Below are 26,739 nucleotides of genomic sequence, written 5' to 3'. Positions count from 1 at the left end.
ACTATAGTTTTTTTTAGTAAGTCGCAAGGAAGTTCGCGTATGCACCCATAGAATCTTCGTTAGTATAGCTAACGGCTAAGTCGATTTCGAATAAACCTAAAGGTGACAATCCAATACCGCCAGTTATCGTCCCATCGTTATCTTCGTAAGCGAGATTTAATTTGTAACCCGCTCGTAATTGGAGTTGTCTCATTATATCAATTTCCATACCCACTCGTAGCCATTGGGTATTGTCATCAAATTGATCAAATCGCTTATCTTCAGTCACATCATAATCAGCACTTAATGAGAAATAGTCAGCAACAAAGCCTGCTCCAATCGTATACTGTGGGCGTAATTGATAAGTATATGTCGATGAAGAACCGGACGATGTTGTGATGACTTGTGTCTCAATATCACGTGAAATTAAATTCGTACCAGCGACGCCTACTCTAAATGGGCCGTAAAACCACAATGCGCCTATGTCAAAGTTAAACGTACTTTCGGATGTACTGTTTTCAAATACGTCTTTTATATCGTAGTTGTCCACTGAAGCAGAATAGATATAAGTATTAATTCTTTGGATTTTGGGCGTTACACCAAATGACATATGCTGACCAAATACTGTTTGATATTTAGCAAGTGATGCGCCGGCTTCTAAGAAAGCAATAGATACCGCATTGACTTTGCTTTCAGTCGCTTTATCCAATGTATCGTCTGATGCGGAGATATCTGCAGCAACAAACGATTCTGCATATGCTTTGCCAAAAATGGTCGTAGATATATATGGGTTAGGTATTCCAAATGCAGCAACTGCACCTAACTCTACTCGAGCATTATCCCCTTCCATATCGTTCATTACAGCGTCTAGTTCATCTATGTTTTCTTGCGTATAGCTTGAAGAGTCGTTTACATCTATCCCTTCTAAAAGGTCAGCCATTTTATCTATATTGTCCACTAACTTATTTTGATCGTTATACGCGATACCTATACCTGGTAAAAGCATGCCAGCGTCGTCATTTCTTCTATAGATGGCTCCCATAGCTGGGTTGTAAAACGGTGCAGTCAAATAACTTGCTGAAACCACACCTACTCCGCCCATAGCATCACCACGAGCATCAACAGAATAGCTTGCCGCAGTTGAATAAGAAGAAGTTAAGGTGAATACAATTGCTATAGATAATCGTAATTTTGTCATTTTCGTCGCCCAGAATTAATCCATTAATCCAATATCGGCCATTTGATTATGTACTTTAGTATTATTCGGAGGAAATATCGTAAGTTTTGCTAATAACCTGTTGATCTTCAATAATTACTGGCCCTTGCCAGCGATGGTGCGTCAAACCAACGGCAATGACATATCGATCTGGTTTTAATTCATTAATAGGAAGTTGTGTTGGGTAATTACCTTCATAATCTTGATTCCATACCCGAACATACTCATCTTTAACGTAATCGTATACAGAAACAGTCAACATTGGTAATGTGCAGTACGGATTTAGGGCAGCAACTCTATCAACCGCCCAGCTATCTGTCGCTTCCCACCTAACAACTTCTTTATTCGGAGACTCACCCATTACGACCCATTGTTGCCATGGTTGATTATTTGCGTTGTTTACTTCTAATCTATACAACCCACTCGGTAGGCGTTGGTTGAGTTCGTAACTTATTCGATAAGTATTTCGAGCATCACTCTCAACTATTTCAAAACTAGATTCTTTTGATATTACGCTGTCAGGCCAGCGCGTTAAACGGATGTTCTTTATCTCGCTTTTTGATGAAACCTCTACGATTGCTCTTGAAACAGTTCTTCCTGGACTCTGAACCGATTGGCGTTTCACTATAATACTATGTATCCAAGGTGCGACTGGTTCAGTAGCGATGCTTTTACCACAATCGTTTTCTAACGTTTTTCGTAATAGCTCGTTTAGATGAGTTTCCACATACTGTGTCGGCTCAGATTGCCACACTTGAATTATTGAATCAAAACTTCCTTTTAAATCATTATCTAGTAGCTTTTCGTGGGCTTGATTTAAAGGAGAGCTTTCTTCAAACCAAGTGCCAGCAAAACTACAAAAACTAGATAATAATAATGTGGTCGTTAAAATTCTCATTGTGTTTACACTTTCATCTTGTAACCGACACCACGAAGGGTTTCGATTTCTAACCCTGGTATTTTTTGACGAAGTTGCAGAACATGGGTATCGACTGTCCGTGTAGTTGGAAAATGATTATAGCCCCACACATGATCAAGTAATTCGTCTCTGGTAAAAACTCGTCCTAAGTTACTTGCCAAGAAAAGTAATAAATCAAACTCTGTTCGAGTCAATGTTATCGACTGTTCGTCACAGAATACTTCCCTCGTTGCTTTATCTATAACCAGATTAGCCGTGATTACTTTACTTTGGTCATCATCTTCATCACCTTCAGAACCAGGTTTACGTAGTTGAGCTCTAATACGTGCAAATAACTCGGCTTCAGCAAATGGCTTGGTAAGGTAATCGTTCGCACCAGCATCTAACCCAGAAACTTTATCTTTAATCGTGACTAATGCAGTAAGTAATATCACTGGCACTTTTTTTATGTTTATCCATGAAGCTAAATGATCAACAGTGTCACCATCGGGTAACTGCCTATCTAATATAACAAGATCGGCTTTTTCCCAAAGTGGTGTAACTTCCACTATAGTTTCAGCATGTAAACATTCGTAGCCTGCTTGCTCTAAACTTACCAATAATCCATCCGCCAAATTTTTATCATCTTCAACGAGTAGCAGTGTCTGTTTCACAGGGTATCTCCAATTTAAATGTGGTAGGTGGACCAACGAGTGTCATAGTTCCGCCCATTCTGCCAACCATCGATTCAACAATCGTTAAGCCAAGGCCTAATCCAGCCTTGCTAACAAAAGGTTTCTTAACGTTTTTCCAATCTTTTCTCGTCAAGCCGCCTTGGTCTATTACCAAAAATACAATCGAATTTAGGTTTACGTCGACTTTCAGTTGTATCGGCTCTGCGCCATATTTTATCGCATTGTTCACTAAATTATCTAAACATGTGCCAAGCCAGTATACATTAACCTTTGCTGCGGTATCTTTAGAAATAATGATGTTAACTGGTTTAGTACTTTCTTCATATCTATAGTGTAGCCATTCTTCAACCGAAGGAATCCATTCTGATGCCAGAGTTTGGTGTTCCGATTGAAGATAATCCTTACTTGCTTCTGCTAATTGCCTTAATCGTCTAGTGTCTTCGCAAAGTCTCCTGAACTCTTCATATACTGTTTCTGGTAGCTGCTCAAATTCTCGCCTAAATCCTTCAACGGTAAGCGACAAACTCGCGATTGGTGTCCTTAGTTCATGAGTTAATATTTGCAGCACTAACATACGACTCTTCATTTCCTCACGTCGCATGTTCCAACGATATACCGCCCAACCAATGACCAGTGCAATATTTACAATGACTAAAATTATCATGCTTTTAAGTAGAAGATCAGAATGATCCTCTAATTCCCAGCATAGGTTCCCTCGCCTTACGAAACAGTATACATCTTTAACTACGTACGAGAACTTTAACTCAGAGTCGAGCGCGTTTTGTTGCCAAACATCCCTAGGGAAAATATAGTAGCTGTTCCCTTTTTTTAGCCACATCTCTTCGTTTTCAACAAACATCCTTTCGCCAGAAATCAAGGCAGAAATCGCATCATTTTTCATTCGCTGCAAGCGGCCTAACAACTCCGTTTCGCCAGCTAACGGCCTTTCTTTAATATGCATATATGACTGCAATAATGCGAAATTTTCTGGTAATTCTGCAGCATATCTTTGCGCATATGTACCGCCACCTGGATGTATTAAACCTGAGCGAGCAAACCATTTCGTTGTTAGTGGTGTTCCACGACATAAAGCTCTCACAAAGACAAGGGGCTCGGTAACCAACGGGCTTAATGGAAGCTTTCCTGTGCAACTTTTCGACAGTTTATAAACTTGCTGTATGTCTTTTAAGGGGTAATTGGCTGTTTGAGGCAACATGTATTCGGGCGACAATAACTTAGTAGGGAAATCGGTTTGTAGCACCCTGACATCATAGCTATTGATAGCTTTTGAATAATCGAACATTTCTGTGAAATGAGAAATTCTTTCTGGCAACGTCGTCGCAACTACCTTAAATGGCATAAGTATTATCAAGATGAAATAGGTAATATTGCGAAAATACAATTCGTTTAGCCGTAATTAGTTAGGAAGGTAAATAATATATATTATTATTGGCTAAAATTACATTCTTCTCAAGAAGATAGCCAAGTTTAGTTAATTTTTGACTACAGACGTAAAAAAGCCAATCCGATTGGATTGGCTTTAGATCTACGCCTAGAATTAACAGGCTGTATTACAGTGCTTTTGAAATAGCATCGACACTTTCTTTTGCATCACCAAATAGCATCTGAGTATTTTCTTTAAAGAAAAGTGGGTTCTGTACGCCTGCGTACCCAGTATTCATCGAACGCTTAAATACAATAACATTTTGAGCATGCCAAACTTCTAAAACTGGCATTCCTGCGATAGGGCTGTTCGGATCTTCCAAAGCAGCAGGGTTAACTGTATCGTTCGCACCAATTACTAATACGGTGTCAGTTTGAGCAAAATCATCGTTTAGCTCATCCATCTCTAAAACAATATCGTAAGGAACTTTAGCTTCAGCCAGTAATACGTTCATGTGACCCGGTAACCTTCCAGCAACTGGGTGGATACCAAACCTAACTTCAACGCCTTGTGCACGTAATTTTTCTGTAATTTCGTGAACTGGATACTGTGCTTGAGCTACAGCCATACCATATCCCGGAGTGATAATGACAGACTTAGAGTTTTTAAGCATTTCGGCTACATCTTCAGCGTTTGTTTCTCTATGCTCGCCGTAATCAGTATCACTAGAAATAACCACTTCTTGACCGAAACCACCTGCTATTACCGATATAAACGAACGGTTCATCGCCTTACACATAATGTAAGAAAGAATAGCACCGGAAGAACCAACTAATGCACCCGTTACGATCAATAAGTCATTCGCTAACATGAATCCAGCCGCTGCTGCTGCCCAACCTGAATACGAGTTAAGCATTGATACAACCACTGGCATATCGGCACCACCAATTGAAGCAACTAGGTGATATCCAAATGCAAAAGCAATCAATGTCATAACCATCAAGGCAAACATGCTACCTTCAGCGTTTACAAAGATCATCATTAAGAACAAAGAAGCAATAATCGCGGCAAGGTTCCATTTATGCTTATGTGGAATGCTTAACGGTGAAGACGAAATAATCCCGCGAAGCTTACAAAACGCAACGATAGAGCCCGTAAATGTTACTCCCCCAATGAACACACCCAAGAAAACTTCCACTAAATGTATATTTAGCAGTGCTTGATCAAGAATAATCCCATGATCTAAATAGCTGTTATAACCAACCAAAACAGCGGCTAGACCAACAAAGCTGTGCAGTATCGCTACCAGCTCTGGCATCTCTGTCATTTCCACTTTTTTAGCGTAATGGATACCAATACCGCCACCAATAACCATGGCAACAATAATCCACGCTAAACCAGAGGAATCCGGTGAAAAAATAGTGGCGATCAGTGCGATCGTCATACCAGTAATGCCGTAATAGTTACCAGCGCGTGCGGTCTCTTGCTTAGAAAGACCCGCCAAACTCATAATAAAGAGAACCGCGGCAACAATGTAAGCGGCCTGTACTAATCCTGCAGACATTTGTTACTCCTTAGTCTTTACGAAACATTTCAAGCATGCGTCTGGTCACGGTAAAGCCACCAAATATATTTATGCTTGCTATCAATACGGCAATAAAGGAAAGCACAGATACGACCGTATTTCCTTGTCCAATTTGTAGTAGCGCTCCTACTACGATAATCCCTGAAATTGCATTCGTTACCGACATTAAAGGAGTATGTAGTGCATGGGATACATTCCAGACTACATAATAACCAACAACACAAGCCAAAACGAAAACGGTAAAATGAGCTAAAAATTCAGCAGGTGCAACGCTAGCTACCCATGCGAATGCACCAACAGCTACAGCAATACCAGCGATCTTCTTAACTGGCGACGCAGGTTCTTCGACTTTGGGTTCAGGTTTTGCAACTTCTTCCACTTTGGCCTGTGGTTGAGCAGAAACTTGAATTGGTGGTGCTGGCCACGTAACTTCACCTTCTTTAACAACAGTAACACCTCGAAGTACAACATCTTCAAAGTCAATATCGATGTTACCGTCTTTCTCTTTACATAAAAGCTTAATTAAGTTAACTAAGTTTGTGCCATAAAGCTGAGAAGATTGAGTTGGCAAACGTCCAACCATGTCGGTATAACCAACGATTTTTACGCCGTTAGCCGTAGTCACAACTTTATCCGCGACAGTGTATTCGCAGTTTCCGCCATTAGCCGCAGCAAGGTCAACAATAACACTGCCCGCTTTCATGCTATCCACCATCTCTTTGGTGATAAGCTTTGGAGCTGGGCGTCCAGGTATCAACGCGGTTGTAACAATGATATCGACATCTTTAGCTTGAGCGGCATAAAGTTCTTCCGCTTTCTTGTTAAACTCTTCCGACATCTCTTTAGCGTAGCCATCTCCAGCGCCTGTATCTTCCTCGAAATCGACTTCTAGGAATTCAGCACCCATAGACTGTACTTGCTCTTTTACTTCTGGGCGAACATCGAACGCTCTTACAATCGCGCCTAAGCTACCTGCTGCACCGATAGCTGCTAATCCAGCAACACCAGCACCAGCGACAAGAACTTTCGCTGGTGGTACTTTACCAGCAGCCGTAATTTGACCCGTGAAGAAACGGCCAAATTCATGAGCAGCTTCTACAACCGCTCTGTATCCCGCAATGTTCGCCATTGAGCTAAGTGCATCTAACGCTTGTGCACGAGAAATACGCGGTACCGCATCCATGGCCATAACGTTGATATTTTTACTTGATAGCTTTTCCATTAACTCAGCGTTCTGCGCTGGCCAAATAAAGCTAATAAGGCTTGCGCCTTCTTTGAGCATTTCAATTTCGTTATCTGAAGGAGCATTCACCTTTAGGATTAGATCTGCGTTCCAAATCTCTTCACTAGTAGTGACCGTCGCTCCTGCTAATTCAAATGCTGCATTATCAAAGCTAGCCAAAACGCCGGCTTCTGATTCAACTGAGACGTCAAACCCCAGTTTGATAAGCTGCTCTACCGTTTTAGGTGTTGCTGCAACGCGAGTTTCACCCGCGAGTATTTCTCTAGGTACACCAATTTGCATAGTTATTCCCTACTATTGGCACAATTAATAAAGTGTTTTTTTAACGATGTCTGAAACTTAATGTATTTTTTAACAAAAATACATTTCTTAATGACTACTCCGACCTCATTTGTAGAAAAAACACCCAAAACAGGGTGTATTGTCGGCTAAAAATGAACGATGGGTCATTTTATAAACTAAATTGAGCAATTAACAAAAAGAGCCATCAGCATATACGCTAACGACTCTTTCAAAAATGATAGAAATCAAGTTGTTTATCTATATCAATCAGGTAAAACCTGTATCGATTAAGTAAAACATTAAACCTATCACTAAATCGCGGATCAGAAAATTTCACCACGCATCTGATCTATAAACATCTTAGCCTTATTTAGCATTAGATCGTTTGCATCTTGCTCGGATCCAACGACATCTGAGCGTATAAAAGTATGCTCTTTAATCTCTCCGCCTGCCTCTTTAGTGATGCGCCCTGCGACTCTATATTGGCCCGATTCAGCTTTGGCCTCTTGGTAAATTAAAAAACCTTCATATTCTACTGGTTCAACTTGCTTGGTCACAGCACCTTTGCTATTCGAACCAAACAACTTAGAAAAAATCCCACACCTACTCCTACATAAATTTAGCTCTAGCGTTTTGTTTTTATTTTTTCGTTAAGATTGGTTTTTCAAACCATTCTAACTCTCGGTTATCGTTTTCTTCTTCAGTCATATCGAGAGAATATTCTGATATGTCTTCATCTTCTCGAACAGCACGACGATCATCTTTAATAAGACTTTCAGCAGCTTCAATAGCCACTTCTGTTTGTTGTCTAAATACGAGTAGTCGCTCTTCCGCAAGACGCGATAAAAAGTCGATATCATGGCGAATATAAACCGGCCTCAGTTGATTTAAAGCCAGGCAAGCCAAATCCGCTAACTGTTCGTTATCATACTTACTTGTATACTCGTCGCTTGCAAGGATTGCTCCTACTAACGTCTCCATATAGTTATGCACATCAACACTTATTTGCATGTTTTTACTCCAAGCCTCTAATTTAAGAGAATACTTATTTAAATTAGCACTATAGTTTACGAACCTCAAGGTAACGGCATAGAGGCTGGTACTAAAACGTCATTCCGTGCTGATATCATTCAGTATAGCTTGCAATATTTAGATAAAACACTTTGAATTTTTCAAATAAACAGTATGCTATCGCCTTTAAGAACACACTTTCTGATTGTAGCAACCTTAAATAGCATGTCGTTTATTCATTCCAACTTATTTAGACTCATACTCCCGCTGATTTTAACCGTTATTATCTTCATTGGGTTGAATAATATAACGTTATTGGTGCAGGCAAACATTACATTAGCCAGTCAAATGCCATACTTCTTATTTGCCATATGTATATTACTGTGCCAAAGCTTCAATCAAGGTCGCATGGGTATGGTTGCTGTCGCAATGGCTGTTGCCTATTGGGTTATTCAAACTCGACTTCAAAGTTCTTTGTCGACTGGTACAACAAAAATCGAGTTTCTGTTATTAGCCTTCACATTTCCTACTGCTTGCATTAGCGTTTACCTTTTCCCAGAAAAGCGTTTTTTTACAATGTCGAGTGTGCTTTACGTTAGTATTGTCGCCATATTGTTTGGTTGGGGAGCTATAACGGTTGAATATGTTAATAACAACGGAATCAATGACACTTGGCAAAATATCCTGTTTATCATTCCAGAGGTTTCACTACTACCCTTTATCATTATTCTTTATAGCCTCCTTTTAGTTTTTCTTTTTGCCATATTGATACTAAGAAATAATCGTCCTATTGATGTGGCGGTATATTCTAGCCTTTGTATATCAACGTTTACATTTGTCTTCTTTCAATACCCCTTTATATCAAGCATTTTGTTTTCTCTAGGTGGCATATTGCTAGCTGTTGGCGTAATTACTACTAGCCACGAACTGGCTTATGTTGATCAACTTACCAACATTCCAGGTCGTAGAGCCTTGGATACAGAGCTAAAACATCTTGGTAAAAAATATACGTTAGCCATGCTAGATGTAGACCATTTCAAGAAGTTTAATGACACTTATGGACACGATACTGGTGATGACGTACTTAAACTCGTAGCCTCATTGTTAAACGAAACGAATGGCAACGCTAAGGTATATAGGTACGGCGGGGAAGAATTCACCATTTTATTCAAGAATAAATATCAAGACCAAGCAATAGATTATCTAGAAGAACTTAGAGAAAAGATTGCCGAATACGACATTATTTTGCGTAACCGCAGTGATAGACCAAAAAATGATAAGACAGGCGAGAAAAAACGCGGTCACTCGGAGCGTTCTAATAGCGTTAGGGTTACTATCAGTATAGGTGTAGCAGATAGTTCTGAAAGTAGAAATACTCAGCATGTATTAAAAGCCGCCGACGAAGCCTTGTATCGGGCCAAGAAAAGTGGCCGAAATAAGGTGTCAGTTTAAGACTTTTAATCTTGGTTAAAGTACAAAACGATGCTACCGCCTTTAAGTGCACTACCGTAATTTAAGCTTAGACCTATACCTACGTTGTCAATAAGTGTTGTTGCAAATGGAGGTGTAATTAACCAACCTCCTGTTAGTTCATAGTAATAGCTTGTACCTAAAGGTTCTGTTGAGTCACCATGTAAATCAACACGTTTAAAACTAGCAAAAACCGATTGAATCATACCTTCCCATTCAATCACGTCGTAGTATGCCTCTACTTGATTTATCCAACGCGTATTTTCAGGCTCACCAATATCACCATTATTCGCTTGCCCCCAACCAGTGCCAGTAAAATAGTTTAATCGCGAGGTGATTTGCCAGTTTCCCCAATCGACGTCTTTTTTGTAGCCAACCTTAATAGAAGGTTCGACTAAAAACGCCCATGCACTCGTGTTATACGCAACACCGTCCAAGCTAGTTCTGTATGCTCTAGACAGCTCATCGTTATAATCAAATGAGTTTGTATAATAAAGTAGATGACTACCAATCCCGTATTTTACAAACCAGTTTTCAGTCAATTGTTCATGATATTTATAACCGACATAACCGCCATAGACATTTTCTTCGAATGTGTGTGAATTAGCGGTCGGTTCAATCACCGAGAAATCGATATCTTGCTCTACTTTCAGCATCGACACCTTAAAATCAACACTATGAAAAGTGTCTTCTTTATTCGACCAATCCTGACTAAACGGAACCGTCAAAACGCTAAGCCTTTGACGTAAATCTATAGACCGAGCATCTCCTAGATCATCATTCTCGAAATTAAAAACATTATTAGGATTAAAATCGCTGATACCGAACGTAAATGCATCGCTATCAGTCAATACTACAGAAGCTGCAAATGTATGTTCCAAATTACGCTGCAATGCATTTGACCAGCCGTTACTCACAAAGCCAAAGCATAGAAAGGATAAAAATATAATCGATTTTAATGCTTTCATCTGTTAAAACTAAACTCCTCAAGGCTCATATAAATCTGAGATTACCCATAATCTAAAGGTCCATTTAATGATATATAAAATAGCTCTCGTTTTGATCGTCGTTTTAGTCGCATTTATGTTTTATAAAAACAACGTAACGCCATCTTACATAGGTGTAGCAGATGGGCAACTATCCCCTATGCCATCTTCACCGAATGCCGTATCGAGCCAAACAGATGTTGAAGATAAAAAAGTGGCCCCATTTACATTTAACAGTATTGATGACGCGAAGAAAAATGTAAAACGCGTTTTTGCTCAGTTACCTAGTAACAGTGTTGAGTTGGAACGAGAAGATTATCTGCACGTTATTTTTACAACTGAAACGATGAAGTTTCATGATGACGTTGAACTTTATTTTGACGAAAAAAACAAACTTATCCACTATCGTTCACAATCTCGCGTAGGGTACAGCGATCGAGGACTAAACAAGGCGCGTTACGAACAATTTTCAGAACTGTATAATGGCTTGAAATAGTTACGTTTTACAACAGTCAAACGATTAAAAAGAATACAGATCACAACTTACATATATTCATCATACTTTAACTGGAACACTAAAAAGGGTTAATGTACGGTTAAATTTCTGATGTGCTTTTACATCAGACAGTTAACAACTAGTCGAATGGATAACTCACTAGTGTTAATCGCCAAAAACGGTTAACAGCAATCCCAAAGGATCGCATTTAACTGATTGTTTGCATCAAACCGATATCTACGTAGAGTTTAATTATGAGTGAAAAAGTCAACGGCATAGTAAAATGGTTCAACCAAGATAAGGGATTTGGATTCATCACACCAGAAAATGGTGGCAAAGATGTATTCGTTCATTTTTCAGCTATCAGTGGTACTGGTCGAAGAAACCTTGAAGATGGCCAACATGTGTCGTTTGTCGTAACAGATGGGCAGAAGGGCCCACAAGCAGAAGACGTAAGCGTTATTTAATTCGCTGCAACAACGTTCTATTTGTTTGTACAAAAATATGAGCCACCACTTAGGTGGCTTTTTTTGATTAATAAGCGAACAAATAAGGTGACAGTGTGACTAATTACCTTCCTATTCCCCACTTTATTGGTGTGTTTTGACGGTAATGGTTGACTTTCATGGTGTTCTTTTTAGCATGTGTTAATAATCCCTTAATACTGAATCCATTATGTCTACAGAAACTAATATTTCTACCGAAGAACAAAGCTCAGATGAAACTCTTATCGATCTTAGTACCGTATCCGCAGAACTTAGAAAAGTGATCGAGTTTGATCAGGTTCCTGAAGAAATGCTAAATATGGTCGTTTCCATACATGAAGTATCGGAAGAAGCCGTTAGAGAAGCTTGGAACAGCATGCCAGCAAGCGCACAAAATGTATTAGACAACTTTGAACAGTTTCATGCATTAATTTCGGTAAGCCAAGCATTTGCTGGTATTAACTTTATGGAAGAATTCAAAACGCTTGACTTACCAAAAGATATGAACGAGCAAGAACAAGAAGACTATCGGACTCAACTACTCGATCAGGTCCTTTATAACTGCGTTAAAGATATGGTTAAGCAGACAAAAAAGGCACGACGTGATCCGATACTAAAACGTGATTTTATCGAAGTATTTGAGAAATAGCCTAGTTCTAAGGTTCAAGAATATTGGTGCTTCAAAAAAGCACCAATATAAAAATAGTGTAACCGACTATTTTATTGCGGTTCCTAATGCTTAAAAAGTTGCTAGGTATTACTGCCCAAAATGCCTAGTTTGTAATCATTTATTCAATATAAATAGCATATATTAGCTAAAACCATTGACTAAAGTCGTTGTAAGCCAGTAAAGTCCTATGCGTTGTATATACAGATTTAAGGTAACATTGTGACTTCAAAAAATAAAAAAGAGTCCAATAAGAAAGATAGCCAATTAATTATACGAATTAACGGTGAGCAACGAGACAAATTCGTCTCAATGTGTGAGGATATGGATACTTCCGCCGCAAGAGAAATTAGACGATTTATTAAAGAGTTTCTTGCAGAAAACAAAGACAAAGACTGAATATATTTTTTAAGCCAGTAACGATTACTGGCTTTTTAACGCGTGTTTTTGGGCTTTACCCATACCCCGCTAAAATCGAACCAACCAAGCGCATTGCAAGTCGCGTTCTGAAGTGTTCCGCAGTGTTCTTTGTTTACGCCTAACCAACAATGAAATAGCGGGATTATCTGCTTAGACTCTACGAGGGCCTTACCAAGTTTTCTCGCAGGAAATTGAGTATTTTTATCGCGTCTCCATCCTTCGACAAGTCCACACCACTGAACAAAATCCGAACTATTACTCATCTCATTAACGTTGCTATAATTCATAAGCCAACCTGCTAACGCATCATCTCTATCTGTTCCTATTCCCATCGGTTTAAGCCAAATATCAACATCCGTTAAGTCTTCTAGATAATGTTGATATTTTTTAAATTCAACGATAAGTTTATCTTTTGCCAGTAATTTAGCTATTGTTTTGGCTAGCGCTGGAAAAACAGGATGCTGAGCATGATAAGCGACGGTCACTCGTTCTATCGATGGAGGTGTGCACTTATCCGTTCCCAATCTAGAATGCTGCCATCCCGGTTTTAAACCGTAGGCAGGTAGTAAGCCAAGGTCAATTATTGTCTCTTCAGGCAGCAATCGATACAAATTAAATGAGCTTAAGGTTGAACAAAAATAATTCGCCCAGTGCTCATCTTTCGCCAAACCATTTTTTCGATTCAAAAGCAAAAAAGTGCAACCAGGATCAAGCTTAACTCCGTCAACGTCCGATGATTTTCCTTTTATAGGGTTACTTAAGCTAGGAAAGACCATACTTGAATAGGCTTGATCTATAACCCATACTTCCACAACATCCACTAACGGTCGGTAACCAAAATAATTATCGAACGCTTCCAAGACCAAGCGCTTTTCATTGTTCAATTTCACTTTATAGGGACCAGTACCTATCGGGATTAAGTCAAATTTACTAGAGATCCACTCAGTTGGAGGCATTATTTTTGCGTTAGACTCTGCGAGTAGTAAGGGTAAATGCCAATCTGTAACAGATAAGGCTATATCGATAACCCAAGCTTCAGGTGAACTGACTGCAAATATATGGCCGAACAGTGTATGTGGGCCACTATTACTTGTTGAGAACTTCTTATCGAAGGAGCAATTGCCAGACAGAATGGTAATAGAGTCAACTATATGATTTACCTGCAACAAATCACCGTTGTGGAAACGTACTCCTGGCCTTAAATAGAACCGCCAATTCTTACCATCATTTGATTCCCAAGTATGAGCAAGATCCGGCTGAAGTTGATCATTTTCATCTAATTTAGTTAAGCCACTAAAAATTTGACGAATAATATTTTGCTCGGAGCGTCTGTGAGGCTTAGTCGGGTTAAGCATTGATAATTGACGGTAGTATGGCAGCCTTACGTACTGCAAACCTTCATCATGGGTTACCCCTAAATAATCTTCGATTACCTTTGTTAATTTTCCTGCATCTTTTTTTAAAACAGAAAATGCTTGTTCTATTCGCCCCTCATCCAGATATTTCTTAGCTAAACTTTCGCTGACATCTTGCTGATTTCTTTTGAAAATAATTGTAGATAAATTGCCACGTCCCGCTGCGGGGTGCCATTCTATCCATCCTTGGTCAGCCATTTTATTCAAAACAATTCGAGCATTTCGCCGAGTACAAAATAGAATAGAGATGATTTCATCTAGTTGAATGTCACTATCTTGACCTTTGAAATGTTCAAATAGAGATTCAAACTGTGTTCTTAGTCTTGGGCTACTCATAAAGAGGAAATCTCACTTACTGAAGATGCTGTTTGTTAACATAGTTAATTTCCTCATTTTATCATAGAGAACAAGTATCGTTAATCTATTCCACCGCAATACCAACAACTTGCGACAACGCTAACAGTTGTGATTCACTATCTAGTTTAATAGACCATTTGCACTCCCCCGCATTAGCAAGCACAACATTTGCCCCTTTCCCAATGAGCTGTATTGCATCAATCTGTGCCTGCATTGTAACCATCTGATCACCCACTAACCTGACCACAACCTCATGTTGGTTCGCGATTATTTTTCCGGCTGTGAACTCAATTAACATTGTTGGCTCGCTTATGTTTCATAACAGCTATAGTCAACCTGCTAGTACAAACCAAACGCTCTCTTTCATCAACGATATTGATTTGCCAAACCTGTGTTGTCGCTCCTATGTGTATAGGCTGAGCTTTACCGGTTACCACGCCATGACGCATCGCTCTTATATGATTTGCGTTTATATCTAGTCCAACACAATAATACTCATTGCTCACACTAAAATTAGCAGCAACAGAGCCGAGTGTTTCTGCAAGTACGACAGATGCACCGCCATGTAGCATACCCAGTGGTTGATGAGTAAAGTGGGCAACAGGCATTACTGCAGAGATAGAATCGCCCCCTATTTCTGAATATTCTATTTTTAGGTGTTCGATTAATGTGTTTTTTGAACTATCGTTAAGAATATCTAGTGAGATCGCTTTTTTCCAAATAGACATTTAAGATCCTTATAGGTAATTGAACAGCAGTAACTAGACCTGCTATTATTCCAATAAATTAGTCGTTGTATTAGGACGTTATACGTGAATGGACTACAAAAAGCATTACTTTCGACCCTAACATTATCGCTTATCGCCTGTAGCTCATCCCCTACTGGTCGACATCAAATTATCATGTTTTCAGACCAACAGATGAATAGTCTAGGGGCTGAGTCATTTGAATCTATGAAAAAAGAACAAAAAATCAGCACTGATCATAAAACGATAGATTACGTTCAGTGTGTGACCAATGCTCTATTGCCTTACGTAGAAAAACAAGAAGGATTTACCACTTGGGAGGTGGTTGTTTTTGATAGCGAGCAGGTCAATGCCTTTGCTTTACCCGGAGGAAAAATTGGCGTGTATACAGGTTTATTAAAGGTAGCAGAGAACCAGGATCAACTTGCTACGGTTATTGGCCATGAAATCGCGCATGTATTGGCCGACCATAGCAACGAAAGAATGTCTCAAGCCCAGCTAGCTAACGTCGGACTTCAAGTTACTAACGCCACATTAAATGATAGCGAATATCAGGGAGTGGCCATGGCAGCACTCGGATTAGGAGTACAGTATGGTGTCTTATTGCCATACGGACGAACACAAGAATCAGAAGCCGATATTGTAGGTTTAGAGATCATGGCGAAGGCAGGATTCAATCCATACCAAAGTATAGATTTATGGAAAAATATGGCAAAAGCATCCGGAGGTAATCAACCTCCAGAGTTACTTTCCACCCACCCGTCGCATAACACTAGAATTGCAGATTTAAGCCAAAAAGCGGATACACTGTCTAACAGTAATGCTAAAAAACCGATGTGTAGGCTATGACGTTGTCAATAGATCCCGAGATTTATATTTGATAATTATAAACCTAAAAATAATTACTTTTATAAAAATTGAGAACGTGGATAATACAGCTAAAATTTAACTATTACGGTAATTTAAAAATGTCTACAGAAGCTACAATGCTCGAACGTTGCGAATCTAAATGTGAACTTTGTGGAGCAGAGTCTGCACTTAGTCCATTCATCGTTTCTCCGCATTCTCAAGTCACAGTTGATCACGCAATCATGATTTGTGAAACCTGTAATGGACAGATAGAAAATCCTGAAACCGTTGATGTTAATCATTGGCGTTGTTTAAACGACAGCATGTGGAGTCCTGTGCCCCCCGTTCAAGTAACGGCCTGGCGTCAACTTAAAAAACTTTCTGAATCGGAAGCTTGGGCTACTGACCTGCTTGATATGATGTATCTAGAAGAAGATGTTGCTAAGTGGGCGGAAATCGGTATGGACGATGACGATGAAAAACCACGTGACATTAACGGTGTTGAACTAAAAAAAGGTGACGACGTAACGGTAACTAAAGACCTTCCTGTTAAAGGAACCAATCAAGTCATTAAACAAGGCACCGTTATACGTGGTATAAGCCTTGGCGATGACCCTAGACTGGTTTCAGGTAGAGCAAACGGCCAATCTATGTATGTTATTGCAGAGTTCTGTCGTAAGAAATAGCATTACCGTACATGAGCATATAAGGCGTATACACTGCGCTTTATATGCTTATTACCTTTAAACTTATTCCTGCCACTTTTTTCTCATTCGATTTATCGTTTCTAACGGTATGTTATGTATGCTTCCATAGTTTTTACGGCAAACCACCACGTCTAACGTAACCTCTAGTTGTTTGGCCATTTGTATGTATGGTTTCATTTCCCAGCGCTGCACAAACGTATTGGAGACAACAACTGAAGACCCAAGTAGCAGTGCCTCTTTTGTTTTAGATTGACACCACCGGTGAGCATTAGAAAGTTGTTTCGCTTCGAAGCGATAAACACCCTGTTTATCTAAAAAATACATGTCTGTTTCTAAATGTATTAAAGGGTTGATTTTATTATCAACATAATTTCTTGCTAATGTACTTTTTCCTGAACCTGGCAAACCACGTATCAAGATTAGTTTATTGTCCATGGCTATGTACCGAGTTCTCGGTGTTAGGTAACGTTTACCATAAGTTTAGCTGTTTAAACAACTAATAAAAAACCCCAAGCACATAACAAACGTACTTGAGGTTTTTAAGAACTATTGAGATATTAGGCTTAACGAATCATACCTACATCTTTTTGCATGTGACTTGAAAGGTCGCTTGAATAATACGTTTTATCCACTTCACTGCTAACAAAAAGAATATCTAAAATGTGTGCAATCAATCCTTTGATACTTACCGCGTAAGGTTTCTTTTCCGTAGAGGTTGGAACAATAACTGTGTCCGCATGCATTACTTGAGTCATAATAGCCTCTCTAAATTTATTGTGATTGCTGTTTCTATATAAAAGATTTTAGGCTGTTTTTAGGTTAAATATAAATGACATTATTTGCATTTTTGGATTAGAAAATCTAATGCAACAAACCACTAACATTGGAGTGGGATTATATTCACTATTATTGAATATCGTCTGCATAATGGCTTTAATTCGTGAATACAGCTACTCACATACTCGAAACGCCATCGCGCCGTAACATAATACTTACATAAATAAACTTTATAACTGACAACAAAAACGATTTATAATAAATTTAACTGATGCAAATCCCATTCGATTTTATCAATCGCACACATCAGTTCAACCCCAGGTTTGGTTTACCAGTAATTTTAAGCCGTCGGATAGAAATAGCGATCGTAAAAAAGGAGCTAAACGCTCCTTTTTTTACATTCCAGTAAGAGGGACAAAGTAGACGAGTGTTGACCACGCTCCTACCCACCCTAGAATGACTACGGTATCAATTAAGTCGGTATTCCACATATACGGCTCTCCACTTACTAATGATAAAACTGAACTATAACCTTCTGAAAGTTATAATTAACCATTAGAAATGCAAAACCAGTGCCACAGGTTATTAATTGATCAATTTTTCAGTTCGGGTGTAAGTTTCTCTAACGCATCTAGTTGAGAATTAAGTAATTCTATAAAGCAATCAGCCATAGATGCTTGGGTCACAACTCCTACACCTTCCATATTTAATATTGCGCTATACCCTTCTTTACCCTTCATCGTATAGGCAGATGAAGTACCACAATAGATTTGCTCGCATTCGATTTTCTTCCAAATTCCTTCGGAAGACTTGATCTGTAAATCAGTAATGCGATTTCCTTTATTATTTGAATATTCATATTTAAAATCAAGATTATAACAGTATGGGTAACTCCCACTTCCTGTTCCTGTTACACCGTTATTCAACGCGTTGTTTATCGCCCCTTCCAATATCTGGGTTAAGTATTTACCTTTGATATAGTAAACACCAATTGGAACGGCAAAAGGCAATAGTTTTCCGGCAATATCTGCCACAGAGATATCGCCTGGATTTAGGGATGTTCTTACCCCTCCTGCATTATGTATTGCAAATTGAACATCATGTCCCGCGTTACACATCGAGTAATAAAACGATTTTGCGACCAATGGAACAATATCGCTTCCACCGAACTCGTCCGGCACACGAATGTGCCGAAGTGGCATAGACACATTCCCTATGATGGTTTGTTGAAGTACCCTTACCTTAGGAATATATTTATCTTGCAATATACTTTGAACATAAGGATCTTTCTTGCAGATAACAACGTCAGAACGATCTTTTAAAAAAGCCTGTGCTTTTTCGTGCAGATAATCTGTATTTACTTCTGATAAACTTGCATCTATACATAACCTGCGTCCTAAAAGAAGCTCATTGCGACCGACGAAACGACTGACTGTTCCATCGGCATCAAAGTCTATTTCACAGTGACCTATCGCCTGTGCATGCAGTCCAGATTGAACGATTCTAGTTTGATTAATTACAACACCATAGTCTCCATTATCAGCCAAGCCTAACGAGGTAAAATCACCTTGAAGTGTATGTGAATGTCCACCAATAATTAATGCAAGCCCTTCGACTTCTCTCGCCAATTCTATATCTACATCGAAGCCAAGATGACTCAATAAAATTATTTTGTTAATACCTCGGCTTTTGATGGCTTTAATTGTATGTTTCACGGTTTCAAACGTGTTGACGAATCGTGTATCAGAGTCAGGATTTGCGATTTCTTCCATCTGATCCATTGATACTCCAAAAATAGCGATTTTTTCGCCTTGGACATCCTTAGTGATCCAACGTGCGGTTTTGGATTCTAGGTTATAATGATATAAATTTGATTTTGTACTTAGCCTATTTGACTTATCATTCGACTCATTCGATAGATCCCAATTACCAGCGAGAATCGGGAAATTTATTCTGTCTAAAAACTCCGCTACAGGTTGGTTTCCCATATCCAATTCATGGTTACCAAGAGCCATTGCATCTATCTGCAACGCGTTTAAGAGATCCGCATTTGCTTTTCCTTTAAACAAAGAAAAATAGAGCGTTCCTTGGAAGCAGTCTCCAGCATGAAAAAACATGAATTCTCGATTTAATACACTCGCTTCATTTCTTAACTGATTTACGCGCGTAGCTATTCTTGCAAAACCACCGTTACTCACGTATGGAGAAATCACCTGATTATCTATACTGAGATTGAGCTGAAGTGAATGTGGTTCGAAGTAAGAGTGCGTATCGTTAATATGCGCCAACATCATTCGAATTGGTTTGTTGTTTTTAGTCATAATTTTTTATTCTGTTTTTATTCTTGTACATGGTAAACCTTCTTTTATGACAATGTAATGAATTCTTAAAAAGTCACCTGTTAGACATTGGTACACAGCGAAATCAAAATCAACTAGGTTTAACCAATTTCTTTAAGATCAATTTCTTACGTACATAAATGTTTGTTACTATTATGCAAATATTACTAATCTCGTATAAGCTTATACTTAAAAGAGGGACAAGCTTATGCAAATTGAACGTATAGAGATCTCCGGTTTTAGAGGTATTCGACGGCTTTCACTCACTTTCGATGAGCTAACAACGCTTATCGGTGAAAACACGTGGGGAAAGTCTTCCCTACTCGATGCACTCTCAGTAGCTCTTCCACCTCGTTCAGAATTATATCAGTTTGAAATGCAAGACTTTCATGTTGACTACGCCATAGCGCACCCACAAACACAGCATTTACAAATCATCATCACCTTTGTCCCATCGTTCTCTGGAGAAGATCGTTCCGGGCGTTATAGAAAGCTTAAGCCTGTCTGGATAGAAGATGAATTTAGCAACAAAAAAATCATTTATCGAGTAAGCGCAACACGAGACATTTACAAAATCACAAGTAACTATTGCTTTCTTGACAACGAAGGCAATATTAAGCCTTTGCATCATTCAAAAAAACTGGCGGAAGAACTCACCAGCTTACATCCTGTCATCCGCATCCAAGATTCACGTTACTTTGACAACAACAAGGCTAATTCTTCCAATGATGATGCAACAAACTCACGTATAGAGAAGCGAATAGAAAACACCTGTCGAAGACTACTCGCCATGCCTGGTCACGTAAACAAGGGGGAAATGCGAAGCAGTTTAAAATCGATGGAAAATCTTGTTGAGCATTACTTTTCATTTACGAGTAAAAAAAACCAAAACCCTAGAAAACCCCGTGAAAGTCTTCTTTTCGCAACATCTTCAGTCGGTAGTAACAACCTAATGCAGGTAATAGAAGAAACAAACGACTCTCAAACCCGCCTGCTTATCCTTATTTTATTAAACACTTATTTACAAGCGAAAGGACCAAATAACTTACGGCGTTGTGCACGTCCTATACTCGTTATAGAGGATCCGGAAGGTAGACTTCATCCCACACACCTGAGCCGAGCATGGAATCTTTTACAACTGGTGCCAACTCAAAAAGTATTAACCACAAACAGTGCATCTCTGCTGGCAGCAATCCCTCTCCATTCGATTCGACGCCTAATTAGAAAGTCCGACAAAACTATCTCGAAATCTATGTCACCAAACTTGCTAAGTAAAGATGAGTTGAGACGAGTTGGGTTTCATATCAGGTTTCATCGTTCCAATGCGTTATTTGCACGGTGCTGGTTACTTGTGGAAGGAGAAACAGAAGTTTGGCTGTTCAATGAACTCGCAAAACTTTGTGGTTATAACTTAGCAGCAGAAGGTGTACAAATAATTGAGTTTGCTCAATCTGGATTAAAATCACTTATAAAAGTGGCAAAGGCGTACGAGATAGACTGGCATGTAGTAACGGACGGTGACGCTGCAGGGAAAAAATATGCGACTGCCGTACGTTCATTATTAGGCAATGATTTAGAAAAACATAGACTGACAGAGTTACCAGACAAGGATATTGAGCATTACTTATACGCTAACGGATTCGAACTTTTTTTAAGGACATGCTAAAAATACCACATGATCATCCTATCCCTGCCAAGAAGGTCATTTCACGTGTTCTTAAAAAACACGCCAAGCCTGATGTGGCTTTGGCTATTGTTTCTCAGTGTGAGCATAAGGGTTCAGAATGCATACCTCTTTTGATTAGGTGGACATTAAAACGCGTAATTATAATGGCTAACGGTAATACGTAAAAAGCATGCAAAGTTTTGCTGCATGCTTTAATCAAAATAACTGATAGCGCAATTATGAGCGACTAACGTGCGGATTCTGCACCCTCGATTGAATGGAACCCAGGCTCTTTTTTATCAAGCCTTTCTTTCAGCATAATACCTGATGCTTTCATTAGGTAACCAAAAATAGCGCCTACGATAATAGAAGGAATAACTAGTTTCCAATTTCCATCAGCGGCAAATGTTGCGCAAGACCCAATGAATGTACCAGGAATATAACTCAACCAGGCTTTTTTTGCTTGTATACACATCATGAAAGCAACGAGACCAGTGACAACGTAACCTATGATTTCCATTGCAACTAAATTGGACGCTTGTATAATGACCATCGCCCAAAATACACCCGTCATATTGGTTAAGAGGCTTGTTCCCAATCCACTGATTCCGTCTTTTGGTGATGCGAAGTAACTAGTACAACCTAAAAATCCAGCCCAAGTGATTAAACCTAAGCTAATTGATAACCACCCCCAAACGCCAGAAAGAATACCAGTTGTAATCGCTATCGCCAGTAATACACTCATTACCCAACTCCACTAAGATAGTTATTTATCAATGAGAGCTGGATAATAGTGAATTGCTACACTCATTATGTTGATGCGCATCACATAAAAACTCATGTAAATAATTACATTACATAAAAAATGTGACGCAAACGATTCTTCAACACAAGGAGTTACTTTGTTTGGTTGTTTTGACTCTATTAGAAAACGCTCGGTTTTCCTTTCATCATTCTTAGCCCTTCTCTTTTAATACAGGTTGCCAATGGATTATCGGCCATATCAGCTCTCCAGATAAAAGAGAGTGTTCTTTCCATTTTTAGTTCTGGAACGTTTAGGGCAACCAAACTTCCACTCTCAATATGTTTTTCAACATCCAAATAAGGTAAGCACGTTAGATAAGGGCCATTAGCGACCATACTCCGAAGAACCGGTACGTGCTCGTACTCACGCCAAACATCAAGATCAGCGATCAAACGATGAATCGAGCTATCAAAAATTTTGCGGGTACCTGAACCTAGTTCGCGCAAGACCCATTTCGCTTGCTCTAGCTGGGCTAGACTTACGGTATCTCTTCTAGCAAATGGATGATGTGCAGATACAACGACTGTCAAATGGTCTCTACACCAAGTTTCCTGATGAATTCTGGTGTCGTCGCAACGTCCTTCTATTATGCCTAAATCATTTTTGTAATTTAAAACACTTTCTATAACACCGTCAGTACTTTTGACTTCAAGATTAATTCTAATTTCAGGAAAGTCGTTATCAATAGTACTGATAAGCTCTGGGACAAGGTGCTCCGCTGGAGTTTGGCTTGCGCATAGACCGATCTCACCGCTAATTAAATGCTGCTCGACAAAACCAAGTTCTATCTGTTGAGCATCCTGCAATAGCTTTTTGGCTTTTGGACGAAGCCACATCCCCCAGTGTGTCAGTGCCATACGTTTCCCCTGCCTTTCGAACAAGGGCCTGCCAAGCATCTTTTCAAGCTGTGCTAATGACATGCTTGTAGCCGATTGAGTCAAGGAAAGTTTGTCTGCGGCCAGGCTGACACTACCGGTATGAGCAACGGCTTCAAATACAGCAAGTTGTTTTAAGGAGTAACGCATTAAATCGACCTCTTTTGGGGCTTTGTCGTAAGGGGCTTTTCGTTTGCAATTATTGTATATCAATTTGTTTGATTATCTTAATGAAAATTATCAATTTTACCTCTACATAAATTCAGCCTTATTCTAGACCCATCAGAACGTCATCCTGCAACCGACGTAACAAATTTTACAAACAAAATGGGAGCCACATGAAAAACTACTTAAGGAGGAATAAATGATTTCATCAAATGAATCATCCGAACTCAAACAACTTTTCTCACCAAAAGAGATGATGACTCAAGCAGAAAAATTCGCGGTAAGCAAAACCACGAAAACAACAAGCATGACAATAAGCTTAGCTATTATGGCTGGCATGTTTATCGGCTTAGCTTTTTTGTTTTATATCACTGTAACGACTGGTAGTCATTCTACAGGTTGGGGACTTAGTCGTTTCGCTGGTGGTCTTGCGTTTAGTATGGGGCTGATTCTTATCGTGTTGATGGGGGGCGAGCTATTTACTAGTTCGGTTTTGTCCAGTATTGCTTGGGCTAATCGCCAAATTAGTTTCAAACGTATGGTTCTTATCTGGGGCAAAGTTTATGTGGGTAACTTTATTGGCGCAATATTGCTATTAATGCTTGTTGTCGCAGCCGGTCTATACCAGATGGACAGCGGTCAATGGGGACTAAATGCGCTTAATATCGCACAGCATAAATTGCACCATTCACCAGTAGAAGCTTTTGCACTTGGTGTCTTGTGTAACCTATTAGTCTGTCTCGCTATTTGGCTTACTTTTAGTACTCAAAGCGCTGTAGGTAAAGCATTCATGGTCATGCTACCTGTTGCGATGTTTGTTAGTAGTGGCTTTGAACACTGTGTTGCCAATATGTTTATGGTACCTCTCGGTATTTTGATTCAAACGATCGCTCCACAGTCATTTTGGATACAAGTTGGAGCTGAAGCGAGTCAATATTCAGACCTCACTTTCGTTAACTTTATTACCGCAAACCTAATACCTGTCACCCTCGGAAACATTGTGGGAGGCGCAGTACTAGTTGGACTTTCAAACTGGTCTATCTATGTACGTCCAGAACTACAATCCGCACAATCTTTATCAATTAAAACAACAGAACTAACACCGTCACTTAAGGAACTTGCTATGAAAACTAATCTAACTGCTATCGATATCATGAATAAAGACTTTTATGCCGTACAAGCAGACATGCCAACTGAGCTAGCTATAGATGCACTTACAGACAGAAAACTTCAAGGTGCGCCTGTCGTCAATGTTCAAGGTAAATTAGTTGGGTTTTTCTCTGTTCATGACGCAATGGTAGACTTATGGTGTCAAGATTACTTACCTTCAAAGGGTCAGAAAGTCGTAGACCTAATGTCTAGAGATGTTGTAGCCGTAAACGAAGATGAATCTTTAGTTAACTTAGTTGAGTTCTTGTGTATCGACAAAGAGCAGCTTTATCCAACAACAGGAATGGGAATCGCTACTCAGTTTGCATCTCTTTCATTAGAAGAAAGAGCAAAAAGCATGAAGATAAATAAACCACAGACTCTACCAGTACTTCAAGATGGAGCACTTGTCGGTGTAGTATCTCGACTAGAAGTCATGACTGAATTGCGCACCATATACGGCGAGAAAATGAATATTGTTAATGATACTCAAGTATTAGAAACAGCATAATTGTAAAAGGCCAAGCGACTACCGCTTGGCCTAACTTTATCTATTTTTTAATACCTTCAACAATGAGCTCCATATCTACTGTCTGCGCCATACCCATCGCTTTTATCCCGAAGTCACTAAGCTGTAACGTTGTTGTTCCTACAAAACCTGCGCGATAGCCCCCCCAAGGGTCTGAACCCTCCCCGATAAACTCGGCAGAAATAACTATCGGACTTGTTTTTCCATGTAAGGTTAAGTCACCGTTCACTGACAACTTACCATTCCCTTCATCGGTCACTGAAGAGCTGACAAATTTAGCGTCCGAAAACTTACCAGCATTAATGAAATCGGCACTACGTAGGTGCTTATCTCGTTCTGCATGATTTGAATCCAGGCTTGTGGTATCTACATTAACCATTATTTTTGATGCCGTTACATTATTAGGATCATAAGAAAAGTCACCATCAAATGTATTAAATCGTCCCTTAATAAAGCTGTAACCTAAGTGACTAACTTTAAAGTTAATCGATGCGTGAGCACCTTTTGTGTCGATGGTGTAGTCGGCAGCGTTAGCTGTAAAAGGCATTGCTACTGCTAATGCTAGTCCCGTTTTAATCAGTATGTTCTTCATTTTGATGCTCCTATCATTTTTCGTAGCGTATTGTCTTTATCAACAATGTGATGTTTAATTGCGGCTGCCGCATGTAAAACGGCAAAACCAATAAGTATGATTGCACTGTAGTAATGTACTATTCCCGAGATATCAGATTGATTAGGAAACCATTCCCCCAAGCCGACAACCGTAAACCAATCAAATACTTCTACCCCTCTACCATCTGAAGTAGAAATTAAGTATCCCGATATAAACAAGACAAACATAAGTACATATAGCAACCGGTGAACAGCGTGTGCGCTCATTTTTTCAAGGGCAGACCCTTCTATTTTGGGAGCAGCAGAAACAAGCTTCCAAATGATGCGAATAATCGTTATCAACGCGAGTAAAACGCCAATTGATTTATGCCAATGAGGAGCAGTCTGATACCAACTGCTGTAGTAATTCAGATCAACCATCCATAACCCAACGGCAAACATACCAAATATAATCAAAGCTGAGCCCCAATGGAGCAATCTAGCTAACAGGTTATAGTTTTTAACTTCAGAAGACATGCCTTATTTCTCACCAGTAAATTGTAAATACGAATAATTCTCGTAAACACATTATTTACTGAAAAGGATCAAGAAAATAGCAACGAAATTTGATGAGTAAGTTCAGTTTATTTGAACAAATAGATTGCGATAAAAATTAAATAGAAATTAGATAGTTAACAATTAAACCATGTCATCTTTCTCAATTTGGTAAAGCTCGTCATTGATATCCGCGAGTTTTAGGTCTAAGACTTGTTGTGCATCCCTTATACCCTGATTATAAAAGGCAGGGCCTATTTTTTTTGTGATGAAATCAAGTAAAAAATCCGCATCAAACTGACCTAAATCGAATTCTAGTTCATCTTCAAAATAGCGCTGTAGTGCGTCGATGATCTCTTGTCTCTGTTTCTGGGTAAAGGATATTTCGCTCATAAGC

The 26,739-nt window shown here is 39.3% G+C and carries 28 protein-coding genes and 1 pseudogene; 9 read left to right on the top strand and 20 right to left on the bottom strand.

Annotated features, from left to right (window positions below; translation table 11 throughout):
* Nucleotides 1-13: 13 nt before the first annotated feature.
* From PGX00_RS22440 to PGX00_RS22405, 8 genes are all read right to left on the bottom strand, one after another.
* Nucleotides 14-1,177, bottom strand: coding sequence for a conjugal transfer protein TraF (locus PGX00_RS22440; protein ID WP_272140763.1), 1,164 nt, complete (start codon nt 1,175-1,177; stop codon nt 14-16).
* Between the two features lie 61 nt (nt 1,178-1,238).
* The gene (locus PGX00_RS22435; RefSeq protein ID WP_272140761.1) at nt 1,239-2,093 is read right to left on the bottom strand and encodes a DUF2861 family protein; all 855 of its coding nucleotides are present in this window, start codon (nt 2,091-2,093) and stop codon (nt 1,239-1,241) included.
* A gap of 5 nt (nt 2,094-2,098) precedes the next feature.
* Nucleotides 2,099-2,767, bottom strand: coding sequence for a response regulator transcription factor VxrB (gene vxrB / locus PGX00_RS22430; RefSeq protein ID WP_272140759.1), 669 nt, complete (start codon nt 2,765-2,767; stop codon nt 2,099-2,101).
* Complete coding sequence (gene vxrA / locus PGX00_RS22425; RefSeq protein WP_272140757.1) at nt 2,742-4,148, bottom strand: sensor histidine kinase VxrA; 1,407 nt, start codon at nt 4,146-4,148, stop codon at nt 2,742-2,744. The genes vxrB and vxrA overlap by 26 nt, the downstream gene beginning before the upstream one ends.
* A 211-nt stretch (nt 4,149-4,359) precedes the next feature.
* Nucleotides 4,360-5,736 carry a Re/Si-specific NAD(P)(+) transhydrogenase subunit beta gene (gene pntB / locus PGX00_RS22420; RefSeq protein ID WP_272140755.1) on the bottom strand — a complete coding sequence of 459 codons (1,377 nt, stop codon included), beginning with the start codon at nt 5,734-5,736 and terminating at the stop codon, nt 4,360-4,362.
* A 10-nt stretch (nt 5,737-5,746) separates the two neighbouring features.
* Complete coding sequence (gene pntA / locus PGX00_RS22415) at nt 5,747-7,282, bottom strand: Re/Si-specific NAD(P)(+) transhydrogenase subunit alpha (protein ID WP_272140752.1); 1,536 nt, start codon at nt 7,280-7,282, stop codon at nt 5,747-5,749.
* A 323-nt stretch (nt 7,283-7,605) separates the two neighbouring features.
* Entirely contained in the window at nt 7,606-7,878 is a 273-nt protein-coding gene (locus tag PGX00_RS22410; protein ID WP_272140999.1) for an HlyU family transcriptional regulator, read from the bottom strand.
* Nucleotides 7,879-7,921: 43 nt separating this feature from the next.
* Complete coding sequence (locus PGX00_RS22405; RefSeq protein WP_272140749.1) at nt 7,922-8,293, bottom strand: late competence development ComFB family protein; 372 nt, start codon at nt 8,291-8,293, stop codon at nt 7,922-7,924.
* Nucleotides 8,294-8,518: 225 nt separating this feature from the next.
* On the opposite strand from PGX00_RS22405, the gene PGX00_RS22400 reads away from it, so the two are divergent.
* Nucleotides 8,519-9,745 carry a GGDEF domain-containing protein gene (locus tag PGX00_RS22400; protein ID WP_272140747.1) on the top strand — a complete coding sequence of 409 codons (1,227 nt, stop codon included), beginning with the start codon at nt 8,519-8,521 and terminating at the stop codon, nt 9,743-9,745.
* 5 nt (nt 9,746-9,750) lie between these two features.
* On the opposite strand, the gene PGX00_RS22395 is transcribed toward PGX00_RS22400, so the two are convergent.
* Nucleotides 9,751-10,731 carry a Solitary outer membrane autotransporter beta-barrel domain gene (locus PGX00_RS22395; protein WP_272140745.1) on the bottom strand — a complete coding sequence of 327 codons (981 nt, stop codon included), beginning with the start codon at nt 10,729-10,731 and terminating at the stop codon, nt 9,751-9,753.
* A gap of 67 nt (nt 10,732-10,798) precedes the next feature.
* Between PGX00_RS22395 and PGX00_RS22390 the strand changes: the two genes are divergently transcribed.
* The 4 genes from PGX00_RS22390 to PGX00_RS22375 all read left to right on the top strand — a co-directional run bounded on the left by PGX00_RS22390 (nt 10,799) and on the right by PGX00_RS22375 (nt 12,796).
* Complete coding sequence (locus PGX00_RS22390; protein WP_272140743.1) at nt 10,799-11,245, top strand: DUF1499 domain-containing protein; 447 nt, start codon at nt 10,799-10,801, stop codon at nt 11,243-11,245.
* 254 nt (nt 11,246-11,499) lie between these two features.
* Nucleotides 11,500-11,712: a cold-shock protein gene (locus PGX00_RS22385; RefSeq protein ID WP_272140741.1), complete on the top strand. Its 213-nt coding sequence runs from the start codon at nt 11,500-11,502 to the stop codon at nt 11,710-11,712.
* A 208-nt stretch (nt 11,713-11,920) separates the two neighbouring features.
* Nucleotides 11,921-12,379 carry a DUF3069 domain-containing protein gene (locus PGX00_RS22380; protein WP_272140739.1) on the top strand — a complete coding sequence of 153 codons (459 nt, stop codon included), beginning with the start codon at nt 11,921-11,923 and terminating at the stop codon, nt 12,377-12,379.
* A 240-nt stretch (nt 12,380-12,619) separates the two neighbouring features.
* Nucleotides 12,620-12,796, top strand: a complete 177-nt coding sequence (locus PGX00_RS22375; protein WP_272140737.1) for a hypothetical protein — start codon at nt 12,620-12,622, stop codon at nt 12,794-12,796.
* Nucleotides 12,797-12,831: 35 nt separating this feature from the next.
* Here PGX00_RS22375 and PGX00_RS22370 read toward each other — a convergent pair whose 3' ends face one another.
* The 3 genes from PGX00_RS22370 to PGX00_RS22360 form a co-directional block, all read right to left on the bottom strand.
* The gene (locus tag PGX00_RS22370; RefSeq protein WP_272140735.1) at nt 12,832-14,568 is read right to left on the bottom strand and encodes an SgrR family transcriptional regulator; all 1,737 of its coding nucleotides are present in this window, start codon (nt 14,566-14,568) and stop codon (nt 12,832-12,834) included.
* An 85-nt stretch (nt 14,569-14,653) separates the two neighbouring features.
* Complete coding sequence (locus tag PGX00_RS22365) at nt 14,654-14,887, bottom strand: DUF3389 domain-containing protein (RefSeq protein WP_272140733.1); 234 nt, start codon at nt 14,885-14,887, stop codon at nt 14,654-14,656.
* Nucleotides 14,877-15,317 carry a hotdog fold thioesterase gene (locus PGX00_RS22360; RefSeq protein WP_272140731.1) on the bottom strand — a complete coding sequence of 147 codons (441 nt, stop codon included), beginning with the start codon at nt 15,315-15,317 and terminating at the stop codon, nt 14,877-14,879. The genes PGX00_RS22365 and PGX00_RS22360 overlap by 11 nt, the downstream gene beginning before the upstream one ends.
* A gap of 84 nt (nt 15,318-15,401) precedes the next feature.
* On the opposite strand from PGX00_RS22360, the gene PGX00_RS22355 reads away from it, so the two are divergent.
* On the top strand, nt 15,402-16,184 hold the full coding sequence (locus PGX00_RS22355; protein WP_272140729.1) for a M48 family metallopeptidase: 783 nt from the start codon (nt 15,402-15,404) through the stop codon (nt 16,182-16,184).
* A gap of 119 nt (nt 16,185-16,303) precedes the next feature.
* Nucleotides 16,304-16,870, top strand: coding sequence for a PhnA domain-containing protein (locus tag PGX00_RS22350; RefSeq protein ID WP_272140727.1), 567 nt, complete (start codon nt 16,304-16,306; stop codon nt 16,868-16,870).
* Nucleotides 16,871-16,933: 63 nt separating this feature from the next.
* On the opposite strand, the gene PGX00_RS22345 is transcribed toward PGX00_RS22350, so the two are convergent.
* The 3 genes from PGX00_RS22345 to PGX00_RS22335 form a co-directional block, all read right to left on the bottom strand.
* On the bottom strand, nt 16,934-17,326 hold the full coding sequence (locus tag PGX00_RS22345; RefSeq protein WP_272140725.1) for an ATP-binding protein: 393 nt from the start codon (nt 17,324-17,326) through the stop codon (nt 16,934-16,936).
* A 128-nt stretch (nt 17,327-17,454) separates the two neighbouring features.
* A complete protein-coding gene (locus PGX00_RS22340) occupies nt 17,455-17,646 on the bottom strand; it encodes a hypothetical protein (RefSeq protein WP_272140723.1) in 192 nt (63 codons plus the stop codon).
* A 615-nt stretch (nt 17,647-18,261) separates the two neighbouring features.
* Nucleotides 18,262-19,989 carry a bifunctional metallophosphatase/5'-nucleotidase gene (locus PGX00_RS22335; RefSeq protein WP_272140721.1) on the bottom strand — a complete coding sequence of 576 codons (1,728 nt, stop codon included), beginning with the start codon at nt 19,987-19,989 and terminating at the stop codon, nt 18,262-18,264.
* Between the two features lie 226 nt (nt 19,990-20,215).
* On the opposite strand from PGX00_RS22335, the pseudogene PGX00_RS22330 reads away from it, so the two are divergent.
* Nucleotides 20,216-21,858 (top strand): annotated as a pseudogene (locus PGX00_RS22330) (ATP-dependent endonuclease).
* 62 nt (nt 21,859-21,920) lie between these two features.
* Here the strand turns inward: PGX00_RS22330 and PGX00_RS22325 are convergent.
* Together PGX00_RS22325 and PGX00_RS22320 are read right to left on the bottom strand one after the other, a co-directional pair.
* Nucleotides 21,921-22,418, bottom strand: a complete 498-nt coding sequence (locus PGX00_RS22325) for a DUF1097 domain-containing protein (protein ID WP_272140719.1) — start codon at nt 22,416-22,418, stop codon at nt 21,921-21,923.
* A 179-nt stretch (nt 22,419-22,597) separates the two neighbouring features.
* Nucleotides 22,598-23,503 (bottom strand): LysR substrate-binding domain-containing protein, encoded by a 906-nt coding sequence (locus PGX00_RS22320; protein ID WP_272140717.1) that lies wholly within the window; start codon nt 23,501-23,503, stop codon nt 22,598-22,600.
* Nucleotides 23,504-23,717: 214 nt separating this feature from the next.
* Between PGX00_RS22320 and focA the strand changes: the two genes are divergently transcribed.
* The gene (focA, locus tag PGX00_RS22315; RefSeq protein WP_272140714.1) at nt 23,718-25,178 is read left to right on the top strand and encodes a formate transporter FocA; all 1,461 of its coding nucleotides are present in this window, start codon (nt 23,718-23,720) and stop codon (nt 25,176-25,178) included.
* Nucleotides 25,179-25,218: 40 nt separating this feature from the next.
* Here the strand turns inward: focA and PGX00_RS22310 are convergent, their stop codons facing one another.
* The 3 genes from PGX00_RS22310 to PGX00_RS22300 all read right to left on the bottom strand — a co-directional run bounded on the left by PGX00_RS22310 (nt 25,219) and on the right by PGX00_RS22300 (nt 26,735).
* Nucleotides 25,219-25,788: a YceI family protein gene (locus PGX00_RS22310; RefSeq protein WP_272140712.1), complete on the bottom strand. Its 570-nt coding sequence runs from the start codon at nt 25,786-25,788 to the stop codon at nt 25,219-25,221.
* Nucleotides 25,785-26,324 (bottom strand): cytochrome b, encoded by a 540-nt coding sequence (locus tag PGX00_RS22305; RefSeq protein ID WP_272140710.1) that lies wholly within the window; start codon nt 26,322-26,324, stop codon nt 25,785-25,787. Before PGX00_RS22305 ends, PGX00_RS22310 begins: the two co-directional genes overlap by 4 nt.
* A gap of 162 nt (nt 26,325-26,486) precedes the next feature.
* Entirely contained in the window at nt 26,487-26,735 is a 249-nt protein-coding gene (locus PGX00_RS22300) for a DUF2164 domain-containing protein (RefSeq protein ID WP_272140708.1), read from the bottom strand.
* Nucleotides 26,736-26,739 lie beyond the last annotated feature (4 nt).

This window comes from Vibrio algarum (genome assembly GCF_028204155.1).
Taxonomy (GTDB): Bacteria; Pseudomonadota; Gammaproteobacteria; order Enterobacterales; family Vibrionaceae; genus Vibrio; species Vibrio algarum.
This window is presented reverse-complemented; position numbering and strand designations above follow the sequence as displayed.